This window comes from Sorangium sp. So ce394 (genome assembly GCF_051474665.1).
Taxonomy (GTDB): Bacteria; Myxococcota_A; Polyangia; order Polyangiales; family Polyangiaceae; genus Sorangium; species Sorangium cellulosum_D.
In genome coordinates, this window is record NZ_CP150339.1 from 7142255 (window position 1) to 7164444 (window position 22190).

Consider the following 22190-nt stretch of genomic DNA (forward strand, 5'->3'; position numbering starts at 1 on the left):
CGCGACGCAGTCCTCTCGGCGCACCGGCGCACAAAAAGGGGCGAGCCCTCACCCCGGCCCGCGGGGTAAGGGCTTCGCTGGTCAAGAGCTGAAAGGCTCAGCTCGCGGTGGTCGTGAAGCGCGGCCCCGGCGATCAGGGAGGGGGCGGGGGCGGCTCGTCCGAGACCGGATCGACGGGCAGCTTGAACAGCCGGCCGATCCGGTAGGGCCGCGTCGAGGGGGAGTAGTAGCTCGTCATCGACGGCGTGACGCTCCACGTGTAGCCGAGGAGGTGGTTCGTGATCGCGTCGGTGTACACGCGCATGGTGCCCGTCCCGGCCCCCGCCGCCATGTAGCCGCCGGTGCACTCCCCTTGCCACCGGCTGTCCGCGTACTCGCTGCCCGCGTCGAAGCACCCGTGCGGCGAGCTTGTCGAGTCCACGATCGGAACGGCGTACTGCTTCGTCCCGGAGTAGCGCGGCATGACCGGGCTGATCTCCTTGGCCGGGCCCGTGATGATGACCGTGTGACCGGCATAGGTGGCCGTGGCGTCGATGACGAGGACATCGCCCTTCTGGATGTCGACCGCCCTGTTGACGCGGCGGAAGTAGTTCTCGGGCTCCCGCGCGAGCCCGCCGACCACCGGGCTCTCGTTGATGAGATCGTAGAGCTCCGCGGACGAGGGGCGAGACTTCACCCACAGGTACCTGATGTCCTCATCCGAGTAGCCCATCGACTTCTTCAGCGACAGCACGAAGAAGCACGCGCCCTTGGTCCTGCCGGTCCAGGGGCTGATCTCGACGTCCTCGCCATCGATTTTGATGACCTCGGGGTCATCCCAGGTCATGTAGCACTTCTCGTCCCCGACGGTCGCGTCGTTGGTGACGGCGTTGTCGATGAAATCGAGGGCCCAGTCCGTGTGGTCCTTGGCGCTCGCGGGCGCCGAGCCCAGCATAACGAAGGACGCGGCAGCCAGCGATGCAACAGCCAAACTCGTCGTGCGCCTGTTCATACTTCTACCTCGTTGATGTGAATGACCTTGCATGTGCACTCTGGAACAGATGCTAGTCATTTCATGCTGAACCATCAAAGCAACCCTGGCGCCGAACATGCCGAGTCTAGCAGGATGGATATTCTCTATGATCGGCTTAGGTGTCAAGGCTTTTTCGGGTCGCTCTTCCTTTTTTTGCAGTTTTTCGAGCGCTCGAACGTGGAGTAAGACCATGTCGTCCCTTACGACAGCTGATGCGCGATGGTATGGAGAGAATCGCGCGCCGGGAGCCGCATTTCCGGCTGTGCTCGGCGACCGGGAGCCCTGCTGATGCCCTCGTCGGACCACACCTACATCGATGCGCTCGATGCGGGCGGTAGGCTCGACGCGCTCGATGCGCGCGGCGCGGCGCGAGGCCGCCCCGACGCCTGGCCGCCGGCGGTGTTCGACGCCCCCTTGCTGCGAGGGCTCGACGAGCGCGCGCGGCGCGAGATCGCCGAGGCAGGGCGGCTCCGCACCCCCTCGGCCGACGAGGTCGTCTATCGCGCCGGCGACGCAGGCGACGCGCTCTTCGTCGTCGCTTCCGGGCGTATCGCGCTGCGCGCGACACGCCGCGGAGACGATCGCGATACGGAGGTGCGCACCGCCGCTGTGGGCGATGTCCTCGGCGAGGAGGCGGTCGTGGGCATGTCGCGCAGGACCACCGCGATCGCCCTCGCGCCCAGCATCCTCGCGGAGATCCCCGTCCACCTGTTCCGCCGCGCCGCCGGCCGCTCCGGCAAGGCCGAGATCGCCGAAAAGCTCGAGCGCGCGCTGCGGAGGAGCGCCACGCGCGACCTCCTCGGCACCCTCGCCTTCACGCGCGACCTCGATCCGGAAGACATCGACATGCTCCTTGACGCGGTGAGTCACCGCCGCTTCGAGCGCGGTCAGGCCATCTATCGCGACGGGGATCCCGCGACCGAGCTGTGGCTCATCGCCGACGGGATGGTGCAAATCCAGACCGAGGAGGGAGATCGGATTCATGTGCGGGCGTACCTCACCCGGGGCGATTTCTTCGGGGACGTCGAGCTCGACGAGGGGCGCCGCCGGACAGCGAGCGCCGTGGCCAGCGGCGCGGCGACGCTCCTGTCGGTACCGTCGAAGACGTTCGCCGGCCTCGCGCGGAAGCACCCTGGTCTGATCTCGCGACTCCGGCGCATCACCGGCGACCAGCGCGCCGCCCAGGAAGCGATCGTCGCCGGCCAGGCGCGCAACCACACTGCACATCTCTTCCGGGACCTCTATCGCCTCCAGGTGGCGCGGTCGCTCCTGGTCATCGATCTCGACACGTGCGCTCGCTGCGGACACTGCGCGTGGTCGTGCGCCGACGTACACGGGATCTCCCGGCTCGTCCGCCGCGGCGACAAAATACGCGCACGGGTGGACGACGACGCGGCGGACGGGCCCGCCGACGCGCCGGCGGAAGCGCCGCGGAGCCTGCTCCTGCCGAATTCTTGTCAACATTGCGAGAGCCCCGCCTGCATGATCGAGTGTCCGACCGGCGCCATCGGCAAGGACACGGGAGGCGAGGTGTTCATCCGCGACGCGCTCTGCACCGGCTGCGGCGCCTGCGCCAAGGCGTGCCCCTGGGAGAACATCGCGATCGCGCCGCGCCCGCCCGCCGCGCAGCGCCCGGGCGGCGCGGGCTCGCCGGACATCGCGGTGAAGTGCGATCTCTGCCGCGAGCACGACGGCCCCGCGTGCGTGAAGGCCTGCCCCACGGGCTCGATCTTCCGCGTGAACCCGGCGGAGGAGATCGCCGACGTGCGCGATCTGCTCGGCGGGGCGCGGCGCGAGCAGGAGCGCTCCGCCGGGCAGCGGGGCGGCGCGGCGCTCCTCGCCGGGAGCGCGATCGCGGCGGCGGGGCTCGGCGCGGCGGGGCTGTCGGCGCACGCGCGCGGCGGGGCGCGGCCGGGCGACGGCGCCGCGCTCGGGGCGGGCGTCGCCGCGGCCGTGGGGGTCGCGCTGCTCCTCGGGTACGCTGTCCCGAAGCGCGCCGGGCGGCGGCTGTGGATGCGGCCCAGGCGGCGCGACGCGGTGGACGCGGCGGACGACGCCGCGCCGGTCCGGAGCCGGCTGCGCCCGCAGCTGTCCGCGCACCTCGCGATCGGCCTCGTCACCGCCGGCCTCGCGCTCGCGCACGCGCCGTGGCCGCGGTCCGGCCGCCCGACCCTCGGCGCGGCGCTCCACCTCGCGTTCTGGGCGACCGCGGCGGCCGGCGTCTTCACGGCGCTCGCGTACCGGCTCGCGCCGCGGCGCCTCGCCCGGATCGAGCGCACCGCCGCGCTCCCCGAGGACTTCGCCGCCGCCCGCCGCGAGCTCCTCGACCGCTTCTACCGCGAGGTGAGCGGGCGCAGCGATCTGGTCAAGAAGATCGTCGAGAAGGTCCTCGTGCCCTACCTGAAGAGCCCCCTCGGCCCGCTCGCGCTCCTCGCCGCGGGGCGCGGGCTGCGCGAGGAGGAGCGCGCGCTGCGCGCCCGCATCGACGCCGTCCTCGAAGGCCGCGGCAGCGAGCGGCTGGCGGGCCTCTCGGAGCTCATCCGCATCGCCGTGGAGCTGCGCGCGCTCCCGGCCCAGCGCGCGCTCCTCGCCGCGCTCCGCGGCGGGCTGCCGGCGCACATCATCACGTTCGGCGTCGCCGCCGCGCTGCTCGTGCTCCACGCGATCACGGCGGTGAGCGTGCCCCGATGAGCGCGCGCCGGCCGACCGACAGGGCGCCTGACTCGCTATGAAATCGTTGCGGGGCACGGCATTTCTTTGTGCGTCGCGCGCCGCCCGCCGCACGGCGAGGCCCGCGCCCGCGCGCGGCGACCGCGTTTCGCGCGGCAGGTGGCGCGCGGGCGAGAGGCCTGGACTTTGCCTTCAGCGGCCAGGTACAATTTTCCTGACACCACCCCAGTAGAAGGTAGAGAAGCTGATGGCTGGTCCCTCGACCAAGTGGATGCGAGCGCTCTCCCGATCAGGCTTCGCCGAGGCGTGGGCGCCGAGAGCGCTGCTGCTCGTCACGTTGGCCTCGGCGGCGGCGGTGATCGCCGGGGCGTGCAGCGGAGACGACAGCGGCCCTCCGGGGCCGCAGGGCGGGACGGGCTGGCCCGACGCGGGGGCGGAGGCGGGCGACCCGTGCGTCGATGGCGAAGAGGTGGAGTGTCACATCACCGTCGGCGAGAACGCGGGCGTGCTGACCTGCATGGACGGCGTCCGCCGGTGCCAGGACGGGCGCTACGGCAGCTGCGAGGGGACGATGACGATGCGGAGGTCGCCGTTCGGGCCTTCGCCCGGCGGGAGCGGCGAGAGCGGGTATCCGCGCCCGCTCGCCAACTCCGAGGCTTCGGACGGGGGTCTCTGCGCGACGAACCCGTGCGACCCGTCGTGCCAGTCGTTCGAGGAGACGCCGGACGGGGGGCCCATCGACCTCTCGGGGACCGGCATCACGTACACGTGGTCGGTCGGGGACATCAACGAGCTGCCCGAGTCCGTGGCGCGGCAGGGCACGCACCAGCCCTGCACGACCAGCGAGGATTGCCAGTTCGACCAGTACTGCGAGCACCCCGCGCAGAGCGCGTGCGCCCACAGCCCGTGCGACACCGGCGGCACGCTCCTGACGACCTGCAGCGGCTGCGTCGCGAAGGTCTGCGACGCTCGGCCGAGCTGCTGCTTCCAGCCGACGATACCGGCCGACTGTGGACATGACGCCTGCCAGACCGGCACGGCGACCCACATGACCACGACCTGCGGCGACGCGTGCATCCAGAACATCTGCGCGACAAACCCGCTCTGCTGCGAGATCCACCCCATGAGCTCGCTGGACTGCGCGGGGCTCATGGGAATGGGCAGCACCTTGCTCTCCGGCGGCAGGTGCAGTCGGCCCAGCACCATGATTTGCCCCCCGCCGACCACGTACACCGGCGGCGCGTGCGTGCCGCAATGGGGCCCCTTGTGCAGGAACCTCGTCGCGACCCAGTGCGCCCCCAAGACGTGCACCACGCCGACCAACTCGTGGGACGCGACGTGCGTCGCCCTGGCCGAGCAGGAGTGCAGCGCCGCGTGCGGCACCGATCCAGGCGTGCAACAGGGTCTCTGCAAGTCCTACCTGCCGAACCAGACGAACCCCGCGTGCAGCGGCGTGGATCTCACGGTCGGCGTGCCCTGCGGCGGGACGATCCCGGTCTGCAACCGCGGCACCATGCCGGCGCCCGCGGGCATCGCGATTCACCGCTATCCCGCGGGCGCGGGCCAGCTCCCCTCCTCGGCCCCGAGCCGCGTCCTGAACTCCTGCAGCCCGACCGGCGGGACCCTCGCCTGCACGACCGCGCAGCCGATCGCCCCGGGCGAGTGCGTCAGCGTGGCCGGCTGCACGGGCGTCGCCGACGGCATGGAGCTCATCGTCAACCCGCCGGGCCCGGGGCAGATCGCCGAGTGCCAGTGCGGCAACAACGGGAGCATCTATCAGTCGGCCACGTGCGAGTCGCCGGGCTGCATCGCCACGGCCAGCGTCTCGATGATCAGGCCGGCCACCCTGTTCGTGGCGCTCGACCGGTCGGCTTCCATGGTGGTGAACTCGTCGGGAGACAGCGTGGCCGACTCCCGATGGAACCCGGCGCGCGCCGCCTTCAAGGCGTTCTTCGAGGATCCGGCGTCGGCGGGGCTCGGCGTCGCGCTCCGGTTCTGGCCGCACGACAACCCCGGCCCGTGCAACGACTCCGCCGGCAACTGCCCGGCCGGCGCTGTCAGCGGGTGCTCCCTGCCGATCATTCCCTTCGATGGCTCGGCGGCCCGGAGGCTGACCGCGGACCCCGCGCCGTTCGATCAGCAGGAGCTCGCGCTCGTCAACGCGCTCTACCCCGGCCCCGGCGCCACCGCCGATACGCCCATGTACCCGGCGCTGAACGGCGCCACGACCTGGGCGATCAACTACAAGAACGCCCACCCCGAGGAGGAGGTCGCGGTCGTGCTCGTGACCGACGGCATCCCGTCGAACTGCGACACCGTCCCGAGCCACATCGGGGAGCTGGCGCGCGTTGCCTACGAGAACCACGGCGTCCGCGTGCACGCGGTCGGCTTCGGCAACTCGAACGCGGAGATCATCAACCTCATCGCCACGCGAGGCGGCGGGCGGGCGTTCAACCTCACCGCCGGCGCAGGGCTGGCGACGACCCTCCAGGACGCGCTCGTCTCGATCCGCGGCCAGGCGCTCCCCTGCGACGTGACGGTCCCCCTCGCCGGCGCGTCGGATCCCGCCTCGGTGTCGGTCGTCCACGTGAACAGCGCCGGCACCGAGACCGTGCTCACGCCGCGGGCCAACCTCGCCAGCTGCGGCCAGGGCTGGTACTTCGCCGACGCGACGAACACGAGCGTCAAACTCTGCCCGCAGACGTGCACGACTCTCCGCGAGAGCCCGGGGAAGGTCCGCGCGACCGTCCCGTGCGTGACCACGAGCCTCACGCCCATGACCACGAGCTGGGAGCGCTATCACGGCGTCTGCCCGCCGGGGACCAAGACCCAGTGGGGGTTCCTCCGGTACCGGACGGCGACGCCGGGCGACTCGAGCGTCGAGTTCTTCGTGCGCGCGGCCGACGACCCCGCCGACCTCGCCGGGGCCACGGTGCGGCTCGCCGCCACCGCCCATGCGGTGCCCACCGACACCCGGATCTGCGATGAGGACTCGACGCCGCCGTGCGCGATCAACCTCTTCGACGTGCTGCAAGAGCTGCCGGACGCCCGGACCGAGTACCTCGAGATTCAGATGAGGCTCAACCCGACGAGCACGGGCGGCGGCGGTGTTCAGGTGCAGGACTGGGAGATCACGTATTCATGTCCGGATTCCGAATGAGCCGCCGCATCGCGGCGATCGCCCTGCTCTCCGCCGCGGCCGTCGCCGCGGCGTGCGGCGCAGACGACGACAACCGGCCGAGGCCTCAGGCTCCCTCCGGCGGCGCCGGGGCCGCCGGGGCCGCCGGAGGCGCGGGCGGCGGCGACGGCGGCCGCGGCGGCGAGGGCGGCGGCGCCTGCGGCGACGGCGTCGCCGCGCTGGACGAGGCGTGCGACGGGGCGGATCTCGGGGGCGCCACGTGCGAGAGCCTCGGCTTCGACGGCGGCGAGCTCCGGTGCAGCGCCGAGTGCACCGCCGACACGTCGGGCTGCACGGGCGTGGAGGCGTGCCAGGACGGCCGCGACAACGACGGCGACGGCAGCGTCGACTGCGGCGATCCGGAGTGCGAGGCGGCGTGCGCGGACCTGTGCGCCGCCCCGGTGGCGCTCTCGGATCCCGCGTCCGTCACCGGCGATACGAGCGGCCACGCGGCGGTCGAGGGCGGGTGCGCGGCGGGGGCCCCGGGCGTCGCCTACACGTTCACCGCGGCCACCACCGGGTTCCTCGACGTGGTGCTGACCCCGAAGACCGACGCCGCGCTCGTGGCCGTGCTGCGCGGCGATTGCGCCAGCGCCGGGACGGAGCTCGCGTGCGGCGTCGCCAGCGCCGGCGCGGGCATCGACAACCGGCTCACCATCCCCGTCCAGGAGGGCGACGCGTTCCACGTGATCGTCACGAGCGCGAGCGCGGACCAGGCGGGCGCGTTCGAGCTCATCGTGAGGAGCCGCGTGCCCGCCTGCGGCGACCGCATCCAGGATCCGGGCGAGGCGTGCGACGACGGCAACGACGAGCCGGGCGACGGGTGCAGCGACGAATGCCGGATCGAGGCGACCGAGGTCGAGCCGAACGGCACCATCGCCACGGCCAACCCCTACGAGGAGCCGTTCTTCGCCATCATCGATCCGCCCGAGGACAAGGACGTCGTGCGCGTCACCGTGCCGACCGGGCCCACGGCGCTCGTCGTGGAGACCGGCGACATCACGAGCTCCGACTGCCTCGACGGCCGGCTCGACACCATCGTCGAGATCCTGGACGAGAGCGGCGCGCTGATCGTGCAGCGCGACTTCGGGGGCGTCGGCCACTGCGCCAGCGCCGTCGCGCCGGCGCTCCCGGCGGGCGACTACTACGTCCGCGTCACGGCGCGCGTCGGCCCCGAGCAGCGGGCTCCGTACGGGCTCCTCGTGACGCTCGTCCCCGAGGTCTGCGGGGACGGGGACACGACCGCCGGCGAGCAGTGCGACGACGGCAACACGACCGCCGGCGACGGGTGCAGCGCCGCCTGCCGCTTCGAGCTCGACGAGACGGAGCCGAACGACGCGCCGGCGCAGGCCAACGCCCACGCCGCGCCGTGGCTCGCGGAGATCTCACCGGCAGGCGACGTCGACGTTGTCGCCGTGAACGTGCCCGGGCCGAGATCGACCTTGATCGCGACCGTCAGCGACAACGGCACCGAGGCGTGCGCGACGAACCGGCTCGACAGCTACGTCGAGATCCTCGGCGGCGACGGGACCGACGTGCTCGCCTCGGACGACGACTCGGGGGTCGGCTACTGCTCGTCCGCGTCGGCCACCGACCTGGCCGCGGGCACCTATCGCGTGCGGGTCAGGGCCTCGGACCTCGTCCCCGACGCGACCTTCTTCTATCGACTGAATGTCACGATCCTCTAGCCCGGCCGGCGGAGGGAGCCGGACCGCGGCCCCGTCCGGCGGCGCCGACGGGGAGGCTCCGTCCGGCGGCGCCTCCCGGGAGCCTGCGCCGCCGCCCGACCCATCGAGGACGCTCTACCGCGCCGACCTGTCCGATCCGCGCCAGCGCGCCGCCCAGCCGCGCGAGATCGTGCGCGGCCGCGCCGCGCGCCGCGCCGAGTCGACGTCCGACGTCACCCGCTTCCGGGGCGTGCTGCCGGCCGCGCTGGCGGGCGCCGTCGCGACCGGCGCGGCGGCGCTGCTCTTCCCGCCGCCCGGGGGGCACGCGGCGCCGGGGCCGCTCTCGCTGCCCCACGCGCGCGCGCAGCTCGCGTGCGCGTCGTGCCACGCCGAGGAGGCGACCGCGGGGCCGCCGGGAGCTGCGGCAGCCGCGCCGTGGGGGTCCGCGGCGGGCGCGCGCCTGGACCGGGCCTGCACCGGGTGCCACGGCGACCACGGGTCCACCCGCGCGAGCCACGGGCAGCTGCTCGCGAGCGGCGCGATGAGCTGCGCCACGTGCCACCCCATCCACCGCGGCGACCAGGGCGTCGTGTTCGACCCCGCGGGGCCGCCGGTGCGCTTCGCGCCGGGCGCCGAGGTGGAGCTCCCGAGGGCGGCCTTCCGCCCGAGCCAGCCGGCCACGGTCGCGATCGTCGCCGCCGGGAGCTGCGCGCCGTGCCACGACCTCCGCGCGCCGCGCGACCCGATCGCGCGCTGCCTCGTCGAGGCGCAGGCGCCGCTCGGCGACGCCCGGCCGATCGCCTGCTTCGACGAGCACCGCCCTGCCCTCCCCGACGACGCCGCGACCGGCCGCGCCGGCCGCGGCGGAGGCGGCGGCGTGTGCCGCGGCCAGCACACCGAGGACCGCGCCCTCGCCTGGGAGGCCGCGCGCGACGCCGCCGCGGCCTTGCCGGTCGTGACGGGCGCGGCCGGCGCCGCCCCCGGGGGCGCGCTCCCGCGCGGGCGCGCGCTGCTCTGGATGGGCGCCGGCCTCGCGGCCGCCGGCCTCGCGTTCGCGGGCGCCCGCGGCGGCCATGCGCTGCGCGCGCGGCGCTCGCGGCGGCCTTCGCGCGACGCCGAGGCGGCCGAGGCGATGCTGCGCCCCACGGCGCGCGTGCGCCTGCCCCGGATCGACACGACCACCTGCCTCGGCTGCTACGCGTGCGTCGACGCGTGCCCGTACGACGTGCTCGCGGTCGAGCGGTACGTCGCGGTCGTGGCCCGCCCCGAGGCGTGCTGCGGCCTCACCCTGTGCGAGCAGCGCTGCCCCAACGGGTCGCTCACCATCGAGGGCGGCGCGCCGATCGAGGGCCGCCCGCGCCTCGGCGACGACCTCGGGAGCCTCGACGTACCGGGCCTGTACCTCGCCGGCGACGTCACCGGGCTCCCCCTCATCAAGAACGCCATCCACCAGGGCGCGTTCGCGGCGGAGCGCATCGCGGAGGACCTGCGGAAGGCCGGCGACCGCGGCCCGGGGCTCGATCTGATCATCGTCGGCGCGGGGCCCGCCGGGATCAGCGCCGCGCTGCGCGCCAAGGAGCTCGGCCTCTCGTTCGAGGTGATCGAGCAGGGCAGCGTGGCGCAGAGCATCCAGAGCTTCCCGCGCGGCAAGCTGGTCTTCGATCAGCCGCTCGACCTGCCCGTGACCGGCAAGCTGTGGCTGAAGGAGTCGACCAAGGAGGAGCTCCTCGCCCACTGGCTCCGCATCGTGCGGAAGGAGCGGCTCCCCATCGCGCAGGAGACCCGGATGGTGTCGGTGGCGCGCCTCGGCGGCGGCGCGGGCGCGGCCGCCGAGGCCCCGGCCGGCTTCGCCGTCGTCACCGAGCCGCGCGACGGCGGGCCGCGCACCGAGCGCCGGGCGCGGCGCGTGCTGCTCGCCCTCGGCCAGCGCGGCTCGCCCCGCCGGCTTCCGTTCGAGCTGTCCGCCGAGGTGGAGGGCCGGGTGTACTACCACCTCGCCGACGCGCGGAGCCTCGCGGGCCAGCGGGTGCTGATCGTCGGGCTCGGCGACGTGGCCATGGAGGCCGCCATCGCGCTGTCCCGCCAGCCGGCCACCGAGGTCACCGTCGTCTACCGCGGCGGCGGGTTCCGGCGCGGAAAGACGCGGAACATCGAGGAGATGCGCCGCCTCCTCGCCGCGTCCCGCCTCTCGCTCCGGTTCGAGACCGACGTCGCCGCGCTGGCCGCGGATCCGCGCGGCGCGCTCGCGGCGACCCTCGCGTCGCCGTCAGGGGCAGAGGCGCACCCGTGCGACGCCGTGCTCGTCCTGATCGGGAGCATCCCGCCCTGGAGCGCCCTCCGCGCCGCCGGTGTCCGGCCGACCGTGGAGCCGTCAGATCGTTCGGCGCCCGGGGACGTCGAAGGGACCACGCCTGCGGGCCCTCCGCCGTGAGCCCGACGCAAGCCGACGGAAGCCGACGAGGCCGACGGAAGCCGACGGAAGCCGACGGAAGCCGACGTAAGATCGAGGGGCGCAGGCCGTTCTCTGGAGGAGCCATGAAGCCGACCCACGTCGCCCTGTTCTCCGCCCTCGGCATGATGTTCACGAGCCTCTCGGTCTACTCGCTCGTCCCCTCGGGCGCCGCCGTGGAGGCCGCCGAGGTGACCGCCGAGCCGCCCCCCGTCGTCCCGGAGGTGACGGGCGGCGCCGTGGCCGCGGTCGATCCGAGCCGCTTCGCCACCGGCTCCAGGCTGATGCTGGAGGGGCGCGTCGGCCACGCCCGCCTCCCCCGCTCGGCGCGGGAGACGTTCCTGATGTTCGAGGTCCGCAGCGACGACGCGCCCGCCAGGGCGCAGGCGCAGGCGAACCTCTCGCTGGTCATCGATCGCTCCGGCTCGATGAAGGGCACCCGCCTCGCCAACGCCGTCCAGGCGGCGACGACCGCCGTCGGCCGCATGAACGACGGCGACGTGGTGTCGGTCGTCACCTTCGACACGAGGACGACCGTGGTCGTGCCGCCCACGACCGTCGGGCCGGACACGCGCGGCCGCATCCTCGCGGGCGTCCGCGGCATCTCGCTCGGCGGCGACACCTGCATCTCGTGCGGCATCGAGGAGGGCCTGTCGCTGCTCGCCCAGGCCGGCGGCGGGGTGAGCCGGATGCTCGTCCTCAGCGACGGCGACGCCAACCACGGCGTGCGCGATCTCCCCGGCTTCCGCGCGATCGCGCAGCGGGCGCGCGATCGCGGCGTGAGCATCACGACCATCGGGGTCGACGTCGACTACAACGAGAAGATCCTGTCGGCGATCGCGCTCGACTCGAACGGCCGGCACTACTTCGTCGAGAACGACGCCGCGCTCGCGCGCATCTTCGAGGCGGAGGCGGAGCAGCTCACCGCCTCCGTGGCGAACGGCGCGGAGCTCGCGATCGCGCTCGCGCCCGGCGTCACGCTCGATCGGGTCTTCGATCGCTCGTTCCGGCGGGCCGGCGACCAGGTGATCGTGCCGCTCGGCGCGTTCGCGGCGGGGGAGGTGAAGACGGTGCTGCTCAAGGTGCGCCTCGGCGGCCTCGGCGACGACGCGCGCGGCGCGTCGCCGATCGCCGACGTCGGCCTCACCTACCGGGATCTCGTCGCGAAGACCGACGCCCGGTGCGAGGGCAAGCTCGGCGTCGCGATCGCGGACCGCGACGCCGACGCGAGCGAGCTCGACGCGCTCGTCGCGGGGCGCGTGCAGCGCAGCGAGACGGCGGCGACCCTGAAGCAGGCCAACTTCCTGTTCGAGCAGGGGCGGCTCGACGAGGCGCGCAGCAAGCTCGACGCGCAGCAGCGGTCGCTGCGGAGCGCGGCCGACAAGGCGAAGCGCGCCGCGCCGGCGGGCCGCGCGAAGGACGTGGCGTCCGACTTCGAGAGCCAGATCGCGGCGCTGGAGCGGGCCGATTCGAGCTTCGGCGCGCCGCCGTCGTTCGCGACGCCGCCCCCGGCCGCCCCCGCGAAGCCGGGCGGCTTCGCGCAGGCCCCGGCGGCGGCCCCGGCGGCGGCGCGGCCGGCCCCGGCGCAGTCCCGCGAGGGCAAGGCCGCCGTCCGCCGCAACGAGGCGGACGCCTTCGATCTCGCCCGCTGACGCGCGGGCCGGGGCGACGCGCGCTCCCGCGGCGGCGCGCGCTCCCGCGGCGGCGCGCGCTCCCGCGGCGACGCGCGCTCCCGCGGCGGCGCGCGCTCCCGCGGCGACGAGCCGCGCGCCGCGGCCGGGACGTTGACACGGGTCCGGCTTTCGGGTTTTGACTCCGGGCGGTGGGCGTTCGACCTAGGGCGAGCCGTCCGGGGAACCGACGGACGGGTGGCGACGGTGCGCAGGGCTCGCCCCCGCGGGAGCCCCCGTCGTCGACCCGGAAGACGACCCCCGCGCGGCGGGGCCGCGGCGCGGGGCAGCGCGCGCCGGCGTCGCGGCGCCCGGCGCGGCCCTGGCCGAGGCGCGGGCGGGCGCTGCTCCTCGGGCTCGCGGGCGCGCTCGCGGCGGTGGGCGCGGCGCTGCTCGCGCTGGTGATCGGCTTCGGGCGCACGCGGGCCCCGGACCGGGGGCGCGTCGTGGAGATCAACTGGCCGGAGGGGCTCGACGCGGGCGAGGCGGCCTCGCTGCTCGCGGCCGAGGGGCTCGTGGAGAGCGAGCGCGCGATGGCGCTCTACCTCGGCGCGACGGGCGGCACCGAGGCGTTCGTGCCGGGCCCGCACCTGCTCTTCGAGGGCGCGACGCCGCGGGAGCTGCGGCAGCTGCTCACGCGCGCGGAGGGGCGCCCCACGGCGAAGGTGACGATCCCCGAGGGGTGGAACCGCTTCGACATCGCGGCCCGGCTGGAGAAGCTGCGCGTCGCCGGCAGGAAGACGTTCCTCGCCGCGACCGCGGACGGCGCGTTCCTGGACGCGCTCGGCATCGAGCGCGGCGGCGCGGTGGGGGCGGAGAGCGCGGAGGGGTACCTCTTCCCGGCGACGTACGAGTTCCCGCTCGACACGGACGCGCGCGAGGTGGCGAAGCGCCTCGTCGCCGAGGCCGATCGGCGCTGGAGCGCGCTCGCGGCCGAGAGCAAGGACGGGCTCGCCGCGCTGCAGGCGACGCTCGGCTGGGGTCGACGCGAGGTGCTGACGCTCGCGTCGATCGTCGAGAAGGAGGCGGTCGTCGCGGAGGAGCGGCCGCTCATCGCGAGCGTGTTCCTGAACCGGCTCCTCGACCCGACGTTCCGCTCGCGGCGGCTCCAGTCCGACGCGACGGCGCTCTACGGCTGCGTGGCCTGGCCCGAGGAGGCGCCGTCGTGCGCCGAGTGGGGCGGCAAGCCCACGCCCGCCGTGGTGCGGGATCCGAAGAACCGCTACAGCACCTACGCGTACCCGGGGCTGCCGCCGGGGCCGATCGCCAACCCGGGGGGGCCGTCGATCGCGGCCGTGCTCGCGCCGGCGGCGACGAAGTACCTGTACTTCGTGGCGGCGGGCGGGGGGCGCCACCGGTTCAGCGAGAGCCTGGACGACCACAACGACGCGGTGAGGAAGCGGCGCGAGGCGACGGCGCAGTAGGGCGCGGTGTGGGGGCGCTCGCAGGAGCGCGGCGCCATGCCGGGTCCACCTGGGCGCGCGCTGCGGGCGCTCCGCAGGGGTGGGCCGCCTGGGGATGCGCGCGGCGAGCTGTGGTTCGCGCGGCGAGCTGCGAGGCCTGGCGGAGGGGGAGAGCGCGACGTCCGTCAGGACAGCAGGCCGAGCACGAAGAGCGCATCGGCCCAGAGCGGCCAGAGCGTGCGGTAGGGATGGGTCGCCAGCACCACGCCGCCGCTCGGGAAGCGGCGCACGTGGAAGGGGGCGTGCTCCTCGAGGAAGCGGACATGCCCGCGCGTCGTGATGTCAGCTCGCCAGGCGGGCGGGCCCTCGCCCTCGGCCGCCTCCCCGAGCTGGCGGAGCAGCTCCATGATCTCGCGCGCCTGCGGCTCGGCCGCACGCCACGCGTCATCGGGTACCGCCGCGGCCTCGAGCGCTTCGAGCAGCGCGGCCGGCGGCATCGCGAGCGCCTTGAGGACGGTCTCTCGCGAAAGCGAGCGCGTGAGCTCGCTTTCCCCTTTCATGGGCACGCGTGCGCCGCGCGACGCGGCGTCGACGCGCGCGTGCAGCGCCTCCAGCGACATGCCCGCGATGCGCGAGACGCTCTCCTTGTCGTGGAGGCTCACCCACGACAGGGCGAGATCGCGCGCGAGCTCCGCGGCGTTCGCGTTGTAGGTCGCGCACATCTCGACCGGGGCGATCCAGTCCTCCTCGCCCGTGCAGGCGCCGGTCGGCACGCGCCCGCTCGCGTCCGGCGCGCAGAGGCGGAGCAGGAGGTCCTCAACGTCGTCCTGAACCATGTGGTAGGCGACCGCGGCCTCGGCCTCCACGAAGCGCGGGCTGTAGCTGCCCACCGCGATTTCGTACGGGTAGAAATCCCACTTGCGTTCACCCGCCGCCATGCTGAGCGGGCCGAAGGGACGACGACGTTCGCTTTCTTCAGGGTAGCACGCGGCGCTGAACACCATGACACGCTCAGAATCGCTCAGCATCACGCCGGACGATACGTGAGCGCTGTTCCTTCCTCCGAAGTGAGCGCGGACCATCGCGAGCGCTTCGTCCATGGAGGACGTCTTGCACCAAATATCGGTGCTCAGGTCCACGCTCATGAGATCCCCTGGAATCACCAGCGCATATAGCGCCGCCGCGAATGCATCGATACGTTCTGGCTCGTCACACCAGGCGAAGAAGTGAGGTCTTGATTCGCTCATAGCCGGATCACCATGATGAATGTGTTGAAGCCTTTCAGGGTTACGGTTTTGCCCTTGTCCGTGTCGAACAGGTAGCCGTCCTTCACGATGAACTTATCCGGCTTGAACTCCGCCCCCTGCTCCATGATGAGCTCGACCCGCTGCACGTCTTCAGCGAGCCCCTTCTTTTTCACCGCCTCCATCGCGTTCGTGAGCTGATTGCGCACCTCGAAGACGTCGATCGTTCCGCCTTTTGCCTCGCTCAGGATGAGCTTGTGCCCGCTGGACACCGAGAGGAAGTCGGGAGCCTTCCCCTCGATGGTGCCGGTCGGTGACTCCTTCGGAATGCCGAGCACCGTGCGCACGCCGTCGTCGCCGACCCCAACGAGCGACCGGCCGTCGTCCACCAGGAATTTGGCCGCCTTCTTCTCGAAGATGTTTACCGGCTTGGTCGTCATCGCCCCGGTGAGGTTCTTGTACCCCCTGACGCGGTTCGTCTTGACAATCTGCGCGAACGCCTCCTCGATCTCGGCGATCTCCCCGGCCACCCGGATCGCCGACGGCCTGAGCCCGCTGCTCGTCTTGACCCCGCGCCACATCGGCCCGATCGCTCCGAGCCCGAAGCCCACCCCCGAGAAGATCCGCTCCTCGTCGCTGAGCTCCTGCCCCGACGGCAGGCAGAACGCCTTCCCGGTCACCGCCTCGCACAGGTCGAGCGCCGGCCCCACCACCGGCACGAACCCCACCCCGATGCGCGTCGTCGCGTGCACCAGCGTCTGCATCACCCCCGCGTACGCCTCGACGCCTTCGCCGACCGTCGACATCGCCCCCGCGAACGCGCTGATCGTCTGGTAGAGCTGCGTCTGCTCCAGATCGAGCGCCTCCCCGGTCCACAGGTTGAGGCTGTCCTTCATCTGCTCCGCGAGCGCATCGAACCGCGGCTTCAGCACCGTGTCCACCACCGCCCGCAGGTCCGCCGGCACCGGCGAGTCCACGAACCAGTCCGACGCATCCATGAACCGCCTCACGACCTCGGTGATCCGGTTCTGCGCCTTCAGGAACGCGTTCGTCTCCGCCAGCGACACGCCCATCCGGTCGCGCAGCGCGACCTCCAGCGCCGCGCTGTTCTCTCGCCACGCCCGCACGTTCGCCACGAAGTCCGCCCGCGCGACCACCACCCCGCCGCTCACGTCCGCCGAAAGCGCCGCGAGCACCGCGTCCGCGTATGCCGCGTACGGGTCCCTCCCCTCGTCGAACGCCCCCTCCACCTCCGCGATGTCCGGCACCTCCACCCACGGCACCTCGCTCTCCCCGAGCGCGTACGCCCCCGGGTCGGCCGGGTCCCCCCCCTCGGCGCGCGCGTCCTGCGTCGCCAGGTCCGCCACCTCATCGGCCTGCGCGCCGAACTCGTCGAGCAGCCGCGCGAGCTCGCCCTCCAGGTCGCTGACGCTCTTCTTCAGGTCGTCGACGAGCTGCTCCATCGCCGCCCGCGTCTCCGCGTCGACCACGTCCTTGTAGCGGTCCAGGATCGCGTCGAGGTCGGTCCGCGAGATCTCGTCCAGCGGCCGGCTCACCAAATCGTGCAGCTCCGTGTCGAGCTGCCGCAAGAGGTCCATCCTCTCCCGGAGGTCCGCGACCCTGGCAGCGTCGCGGATGAGCGCCTCCATCAGCTTGGCGATCGCGACCTCCAGCTCCGCGATATCGCGCGCGAGCGCCGGGTTGACCTCCGCGAGGCTCAGGTTCACCTCGGTGTCGCCCTCGAACCCGGTCCCATCGCGGCGGACGTTGAAGAGCGGCTTGTTGAGCCCGAGCGGCTCCGAGACGAGGTGCACCACCTCGTGCGAATGGGTACACCAGTCGCCGCCGTTCACGGTGTGAACCACGAAGTGGAAGTCGTTCCTGCCCGTGCGCAGCAGCACCGAGTCGAACTCCGCCTCGAAGGTGTTGCTCTGGGCGCCGTCGGCTTCGAGCAGCAGCGCGTCCGGAACCGAGTACGTGGGCAGGGGCGTCTGGTTCACCTTGAACAGGGCCTCGCCCTCATGCTCCAGCTCGGCAATCGCGCACGAGATCTCGTCCTGGCGCTGGTTCCAGCGCACGGTGTACGGCGTGCGGCTGCCGGCCCATGCGAACGACGGCGCCAGCACCGCCAGCATCGTGACCAGCGCGACCAGCCTCCGGAGCTCCGCGGCGAGGAGCATGAAGACCGAGGCGCTCCGCTCGCGCAGCGCAACATCCTTGGAGCCTCTCATGTCCCCTCCGCGCCGCGCACGGCGGCGTCGTAGGCGAGCGCGGCGCCCTTCACCTCGCCCGCGTCGAGCCTCGCCTGCGCCGCGTCGACCGCCGCCGCGGCCATCCTCTTCGCCCGCAGCGTCGCGAGGCCCGCCGCGATCTTCCGCGGCAGGCCCGTCCTGAGCTCGACCTCCGCCGCCTCGATCGGCCCTCGAGCCTCGGCGCACCCGGCCTCGCGCCACGAGCCCGACGATGCCTCGCAGAGCGCCCGCATCTGCGCCAGCGCCGACAGATCCCCGCACCGTTCGGCCAGGAGCGGCAGCCCGAGCTTCTCGCTCACCGGCGGCAGCGCCGACAGCGCCGCGACGCGCGCGCGCACCCCCTCGCGGAACACCTCCGACGCCCTCTCGATCCGCGACCGCGCGATCGCCTCGCGCGCCCCCTCGTCCCCCTCCAGCACGCGGAGCGCCTGCCGGCGCAGCGCGATGCCGCCGAGCAGCGCCGTCGCCGTCGCGTCGCTCCGAGCGACGCGACGCTCTGCGTAGCCCAGCATCGCGCTCAGCGAGCGCAGCGCCCCCGAGGTGATGTCGGGCACCACCGCGCCGTGCGTCGCGAGCACGTCCTCGTGCGGCGCGATCGCCTCCTCGAACCAGACCGCGAACGCCTGGAGCTCCGCCGACAGCGTCATGATCTCCGCGGCGAGCTCGTTCGGCGCCCGGCTCGCCTCGCGCGCCGCCGCGAGCACCGCCTGCTCCGCGCCGTCGAGGCCGTCGATGTCCGACCGCGACGCCTGCTCCGAGAGTGCCGCGTACGCCGCCGTCTCCGCCGCCTCGGTCGCGCGGTACGCGGCGAAGCGCGCCGCGACGCCCGCGTACCGGGATCGCAGCGGCGCGGCGTCGCTCCGGGCCTGCTCGAAGACCGCCTGCACGACCGCCATCGCCTGCTTGTCGGCCGCGAGCGCGGCGGCGAGCGGCTCCTTCTCGGCACGCGCCTTGTCGGTCATCGCCCGCTGGAAGTTGTCGGCCGCGCGAACCGGCTCCTCCTCGAAGATCGCCTCCTGGCGTTGCCTGAGCTGCGAGAGCAGCCCGAGAAGCCTGCCGTGCAGGGTCGCCCGGAGCGACTCGGCGTTCTTCTCCTCGTCGCGCACGTAGGCCACCGCCCGATCGATGTTATCGAACCAGGCCCGGAGCTCCGCCTCGTTCGCGGCGAGATCGTCGGACATCACGCCGTTCGGCCCGAACGCCCACATCTGGATCGGCAGCTCGCCGTCCTCCTCGGCCTTGCTCCACGCACTGCCCGGGCCCTCGCTCGCGTCCACGCAGTGCTCGACGACGCTGGTGTTTGCTTGCGCGCAGAACATACCTGGCGCGTAGTCCTCGCGCGGCCACAAGCACCCGCACGCCGTCGCGCCCAGCGCCAGGGTGGCCACGGCCGCCACGACGATGGCCGTACACCGCCTCGTTCTCCTTCTCATATGCATTCCACCACCCCTGCGTTTTTTCTCACCCACGCACGCTCGCCCGCGCATTCCCCGCGTGCAAGCGCCCACACAGGAGCGGTAGGACATTGCTCAGCCGAGGTTCGCGCCGGAGCGCACTCCCAATCTCAACGCCTCCGTCCTCACCGCACAGGCCATGAGCAGGGGGGTTACGCCGGTCCGAGGTGGCAAGAAATCGACGGCCTGAGCGCGACGTGCGCTCACGAATCCTCTTTCAATCGCTGAAAGTCCCATGCAGGGCGAAAGCGCCTCAAGGGCCTTGTCGACGTGGCGCTCCGCCCGACATCGCCTCTGCCCGAGCAAACCGAGCTCTCCATGGCCGAGCGACGGAGCGAAACGCTCGTCAAGCTGCGCCCTGGTTCGACGAGGGGTCGACCACGGCCCGCGCCGTGATCAAGAAACGTAGCTACCTCGGCCGCGCGAGCTGCAAGGCGCCTCGGCGCAAGCCCGCTGCGACGCCGCCCAGGCCTACCGCCGCGCCGCCTGAGCCGGCAGAGCCGGGCGAAGCGTCCGGCGAGACCGACGTCGAGTAATTGTCCACACAATTGGGACCGCTGGTGCCGACACGATGGCTTCGCGCGCGCGCCCGAGACCTTCCCGCGCGCTCCGGAAGCTTCGCGCGCGCTCCGGAAGGCTTCCCGCGCGCTCCGGAGCACGAGGTTTCGCGTACTTAGCGGCGTCCGCCGCGTCCCCGGCGCCGTCCGGCGCGCGCCGGGAGACGAATTTCCCGGGAAATTCGGCCCTCCGCCCCGCGCGCGAAGCTTCCGGACCGCGCGCGAAGCCTTCCGGACCGCGCGCGAAGCCTTCCGGACCGCGCGCGAAGCCTTCCGGACCGCGCGCGAAGCCTCCGCGCCAGCGACGGAACCGCTCGCGCGCGCGGCGGAGGCCCCCAGCGCACGAACGGGGCCTCCACCCGCCCGCCCCCGGCCCTCCACCCGCCTGCCCGATCGCTCCGGCGGCGCTCCGATCTTCCGCGCGCCGTCCGCTTCCTGCATCAGCGCGAGCCGCAGTAGATTCGCGCGCCATCATGCGCCGTCCCGCCCCGCTCTTCCTCGCGCTCTCCGCTCCCCTCGCCCTCGCCGCAGCAGGCTGCTCGTCCGGCGCCACGCCCCCGGCCGAGCGCCACGCCGCGCCGCAGGCGGAGGCGCTCGCGACCGCGCCGGCGAGCGCCGCGCCGCCGCCGACCCATCCGCCCGCGATCGCGGCCGCCTCCGCGAGCGCCGCCACCCCTGCCCCCGCGGCCTCCGCGCCCTCCGCGCCCGCCGCCCCCACCGCCAGCGCCGCAGCCTCCGCCGCCCCCTCCGCGGCCGAACCGGCGGCGCCCGCCGCGGCCCCGGCCGACGCCGGGCCGCTCCCGAAGGTGAAGGTCGCGAACATCGGCATGCACATCGGCGGCGGGCCGCACGACGACTTCACCAAGGAGCCGATCAAGCGCTCGGTCGCGCCCCACTTCGACGACTTCCGACGCTGCTTCGCGCTCGCGGAGGACCCGAGCAAGGGCGGCGACTTCGGGATCGACCTGCGCATCGAGAAGGACGGCGGCAAGGCCGAGGTGCGCAAGCCGCGCACGGCGCTCAAGGGCGAGGCGTTCACGAAATGCGTGGTCGGCGTCTTCGAACGGATCGACTTCCTCAAGCCGAGGCGAGGCCCCACCGTGGTGAGCTACTCGCTGCGGTTCACCCCGTGAGCAGGCCGCACCTCACCCGCGGTGCCCGAGGTCCGGCAGCGACTTCGCCAGCGACCCGCGCGACGCCTCCACGGCCGTCTCGCCGGCGCGGTCGAGCGCGTACTTGAAGAGGATCGGGCCGAACACCTCGTTCAGCGCCACGCACCCGATGACGAGCGCGCGGAAGCCGGCGCCCAGGCTCGGGAACGCGCGCTCGATCGTCAGGCTGATGCCCAGCGTGAGCCCGGCCTGCGAGATCAGCCCGCACCACGCCCACTTCCGCAGCACCGGCGGGTCGTCCGCGAGCCGGTTGCCGATGCGGCTCGCCACCCAGGTCACGAAGGCGCGCGACGCGCCGAAGAGCAGCGCGACCGGCCACATCATCTTGAGCAGCGGCAGATCGAGGTGCGCGCCCGCCGTCGCGAAGAACAGCACGAACACCACGCTCGCGGCGTCCTCGACGGCGTGCACCAGCTTCTCCCCCTGCTTCGACAGGTTCGCGACGACGAACCCGGCGACCACGAACACGAGCAGCGCGTCGAAGCGGAGGTAACGCAGCACCTCCGTGGCCCCGAAGCCGAGCGCCACGAACACCAGGATGAGCTGCCGGCCGATGAGCCGCATGTACGCCGCCAGCGCGAGCCCGAGGGTCGTGCCGATCGAGATGCTCCCGAGGATCTCGCGGCCGAGCAGCTCGATCTCGTGCATCGACATCGTCGTGCCCGGCTCGATCAGCGGCCGCACCGTGGAGAGCGCGACCGCCGTCACGACGATGACGATGATGTCCGACGTCATCACGAACGCGAGCGTGTTCATCGCCACGGGCCCCGTCGCGCGCGTCTGCGAGAGGATGCCGAGCACGGCCGAGGGGCTGCGGGTGACCGCGATCACGCCCCAGAGGACCGCCACGCCGAACGCCGCGGCGATCGGGAGGTCGGCCGCGAACGGGACGAGCGAGCGCGCGGCGAAGAAGACGCCGGTCATCGCCACGAACACGAGGACCGTCTGCACGAGGTTGTGCAAGAGGAGGCTCCTCAGGCTCTTCTTGACCATCTCGAGCCGGAGCTCGGCCCCGCCGGCGAGCGCGATGAGCGCCAGCGCGAGCGCGTTGACCCGCGAGATCTCCTCGACGGCGTGGTGATCGACGAGCTTGAGGACGTGCGGCCCCGCGACGATGCCCGCGAGGATGTAGCCGGAGAGGTGCGGCAGGCGGAGCGGCTCGACGAGCTCGCTCGCGAGCGTGCCCGCGAGCAGGAGGAAGCCGATCGAGGCGATGGTGCCCGCCGGGCCGTTGTCGTGCGGGACCGCGCGCGTCGTCGCGTAGAGCACGCCGAACAGGATCACCAGCGCGACCGCGTGCGTGAGGTGGTTCAGCGGGCCCTTGGGGGCCGAGCCGTGATGGCCGGAAGGAGGCGCGCCGTGCGGCTCGGGGGCGGCGGCGGGCCCAGCCGGGCCGGCGGGCGCGTCGGGCCCGGCGGGCGCGTCGGGCGCGATGTCAGGGAGTGCTGCAGCGCTCACGGGG

Annotated in this window: 12 protein-coding genes; 7 read left to right on the plus strand and 5 right to left on the minus strand. The window is 73.3% G+C overall.

The annotated features are described in order from the left end of the window. Window positions 1–133: 133 nt before the first annotated feature. Window positions 134–934: a hypothetical protein gene (locus WMF33_RS26005; protein ID WP_437322355.1), complete on the minus strand. Its 801-nt coding sequence runs from the start codon at window positions 932–934 to the stop codon at window positions 134–136. 366 nt (window positions 935–1300) lie between these two features. On the opposite strand from WMF33_RS26005, the gene WMF33_RS26010 reads away from it, so the two are divergent. From WMF33_RS26010 to mltG, 6 genes are all read left to right on the plus strand, one after another. Continuing rightward, a complete protein-coding gene (locus tag WMF33_RS26010; RefSeq protein ID WP_437322356.1) occupies window positions 1301–3703 on the plus strand; it encodes a cyclic nucleotide-binding domain-containing protein in 2403 nt (800 codons plus the stop codon). A gap of 226 nt (window positions 3704–3929) precedes the next feature. Beyond that, window positions 3930–6842: a vWA domain-containing protein gene (locus tag WMF33_RS26015; protein ID WP_437322357.1), complete on the plus strand. Its 2913-nt coding sequence runs from the start codon at window positions 3930–3932 to the stop codon at window positions 6840–6842. Beyond that, window positions 6824–8548, plus strand: a complete 1725-nt coding sequence (locus WMF33_RS26020; protein WP_437322358.1) for a DUF4215 domain-containing protein — start codon at window positions 6824–6826, stop codon at window positions 8546–8548. Before WMF33_RS26015 ends, WMF33_RS26020 begins: the two co-directional genes overlap by 19 nt. Beyond that, window positions 8532–10958: an NAD(P)-binding domain-containing protein gene (locus WMF33_RS26025; protein WP_437322359.1), complete on the plus strand. Its 2427-nt coding sequence runs from the start codon at window positions 8532–8534 to the stop codon at window positions 10956–10958. The genes WMF33_RS26020 and WMF33_RS26025 overlap by 17 nt, the downstream gene beginning before the upstream one ends. A gap of 104 nt (window positions 10959–11062) precedes the next feature. Beyond that, window positions 11063–12628, plus strand: a complete 1566-nt coding sequence (locus WMF33_RS26030; RefSeq protein WP_437322360.1) for a vWA domain-containing protein — start codon at window positions 11063–11065, stop codon at window positions 12626–12628. A gap of 170 nt (window positions 12629–12798) precedes the next feature. Next, window positions 12799–14070, plus strand: a complete 1272-nt coding sequence (mltG, locus tag WMF33_RS26035) for an endolytic transglycosylase MltG (protein ID WP_437322361.1) — start codon at window positions 12799–12801, stop codon at window positions 14068–14070. 164 nt (window positions 14071–14234) lie between these two features. Here the strand turns inward: mltG and WMF33_RS26040 are convergent, their stop codons facing one another. Genes WMF33_RS26040 through WMF33_RS26050 form a run of 3 tightly spaced genes read right to left on the minus strand, consistent with a single transcriptional unit; the run spans window position 14235 to window position 18978 of the window. Then, window positions 14235–15296 carry a hypothetical protein gene (locus WMF33_RS26040; protein WP_437322362.1) on the minus strand — a complete coding sequence of 354 codons (1062 nt, stop codon included), beginning with the start codon at window positions 15294–15296 and terminating at the stop codon, window positions 14235–14237. Next, a complete protein-coding gene (locus tag WMF33_RS26045; protein ID WP_437322363.1) occupies window positions 15293–17524 on the minus strand; it encodes a hypothetical protein in 2232 nt (743 codons plus the stop codon). The genes WMF33_RS26040 and WMF33_RS26045 overlap by 4 nt, the downstream gene beginning before the upstream one ends. After that, a complete protein-coding gene (locus WMF33_RS26050) occupies window positions 17521–18978 on the minus strand; it encodes a hypothetical protein (RefSeq protein WP_437322364.1) in 1458 nt (485 codons plus the stop codon). The genes WMF33_RS26045 and WMF33_RS26050 overlap by 4 nt, the downstream gene beginning before the upstream one ends. 1051 nt (window positions 18979–20029) lie before the next feature. Between WMF33_RS26050 and WMF33_RS26055 the strand changes: the two genes are divergently transcribed. Next, entirely contained in the window at window positions 20030–20689 is a 660-nt protein-coding gene (locus WMF33_RS26055) for a hypothetical protein (protein WP_437322365.1), read from the plus strand. A gap of 12 nt (window positions 20690–20701) precedes the next feature. Here WMF33_RS26055 and WMF33_RS26060 read toward each other — a convergent pair whose 3' ends face one another. After that, the gene (locus tag WMF33_RS26060) at window positions 20702–22186 is read right to left on the minus strand and encodes a cation:proton antiporter (protein WP_437322366.1); all 1485 of its coding nucleotides are present in this window, start codon (window positions 22184–22186) and stop codon (window positions 20702–20704) included. Window positions 22187–22190 lie beyond the last annotated feature (4 nt).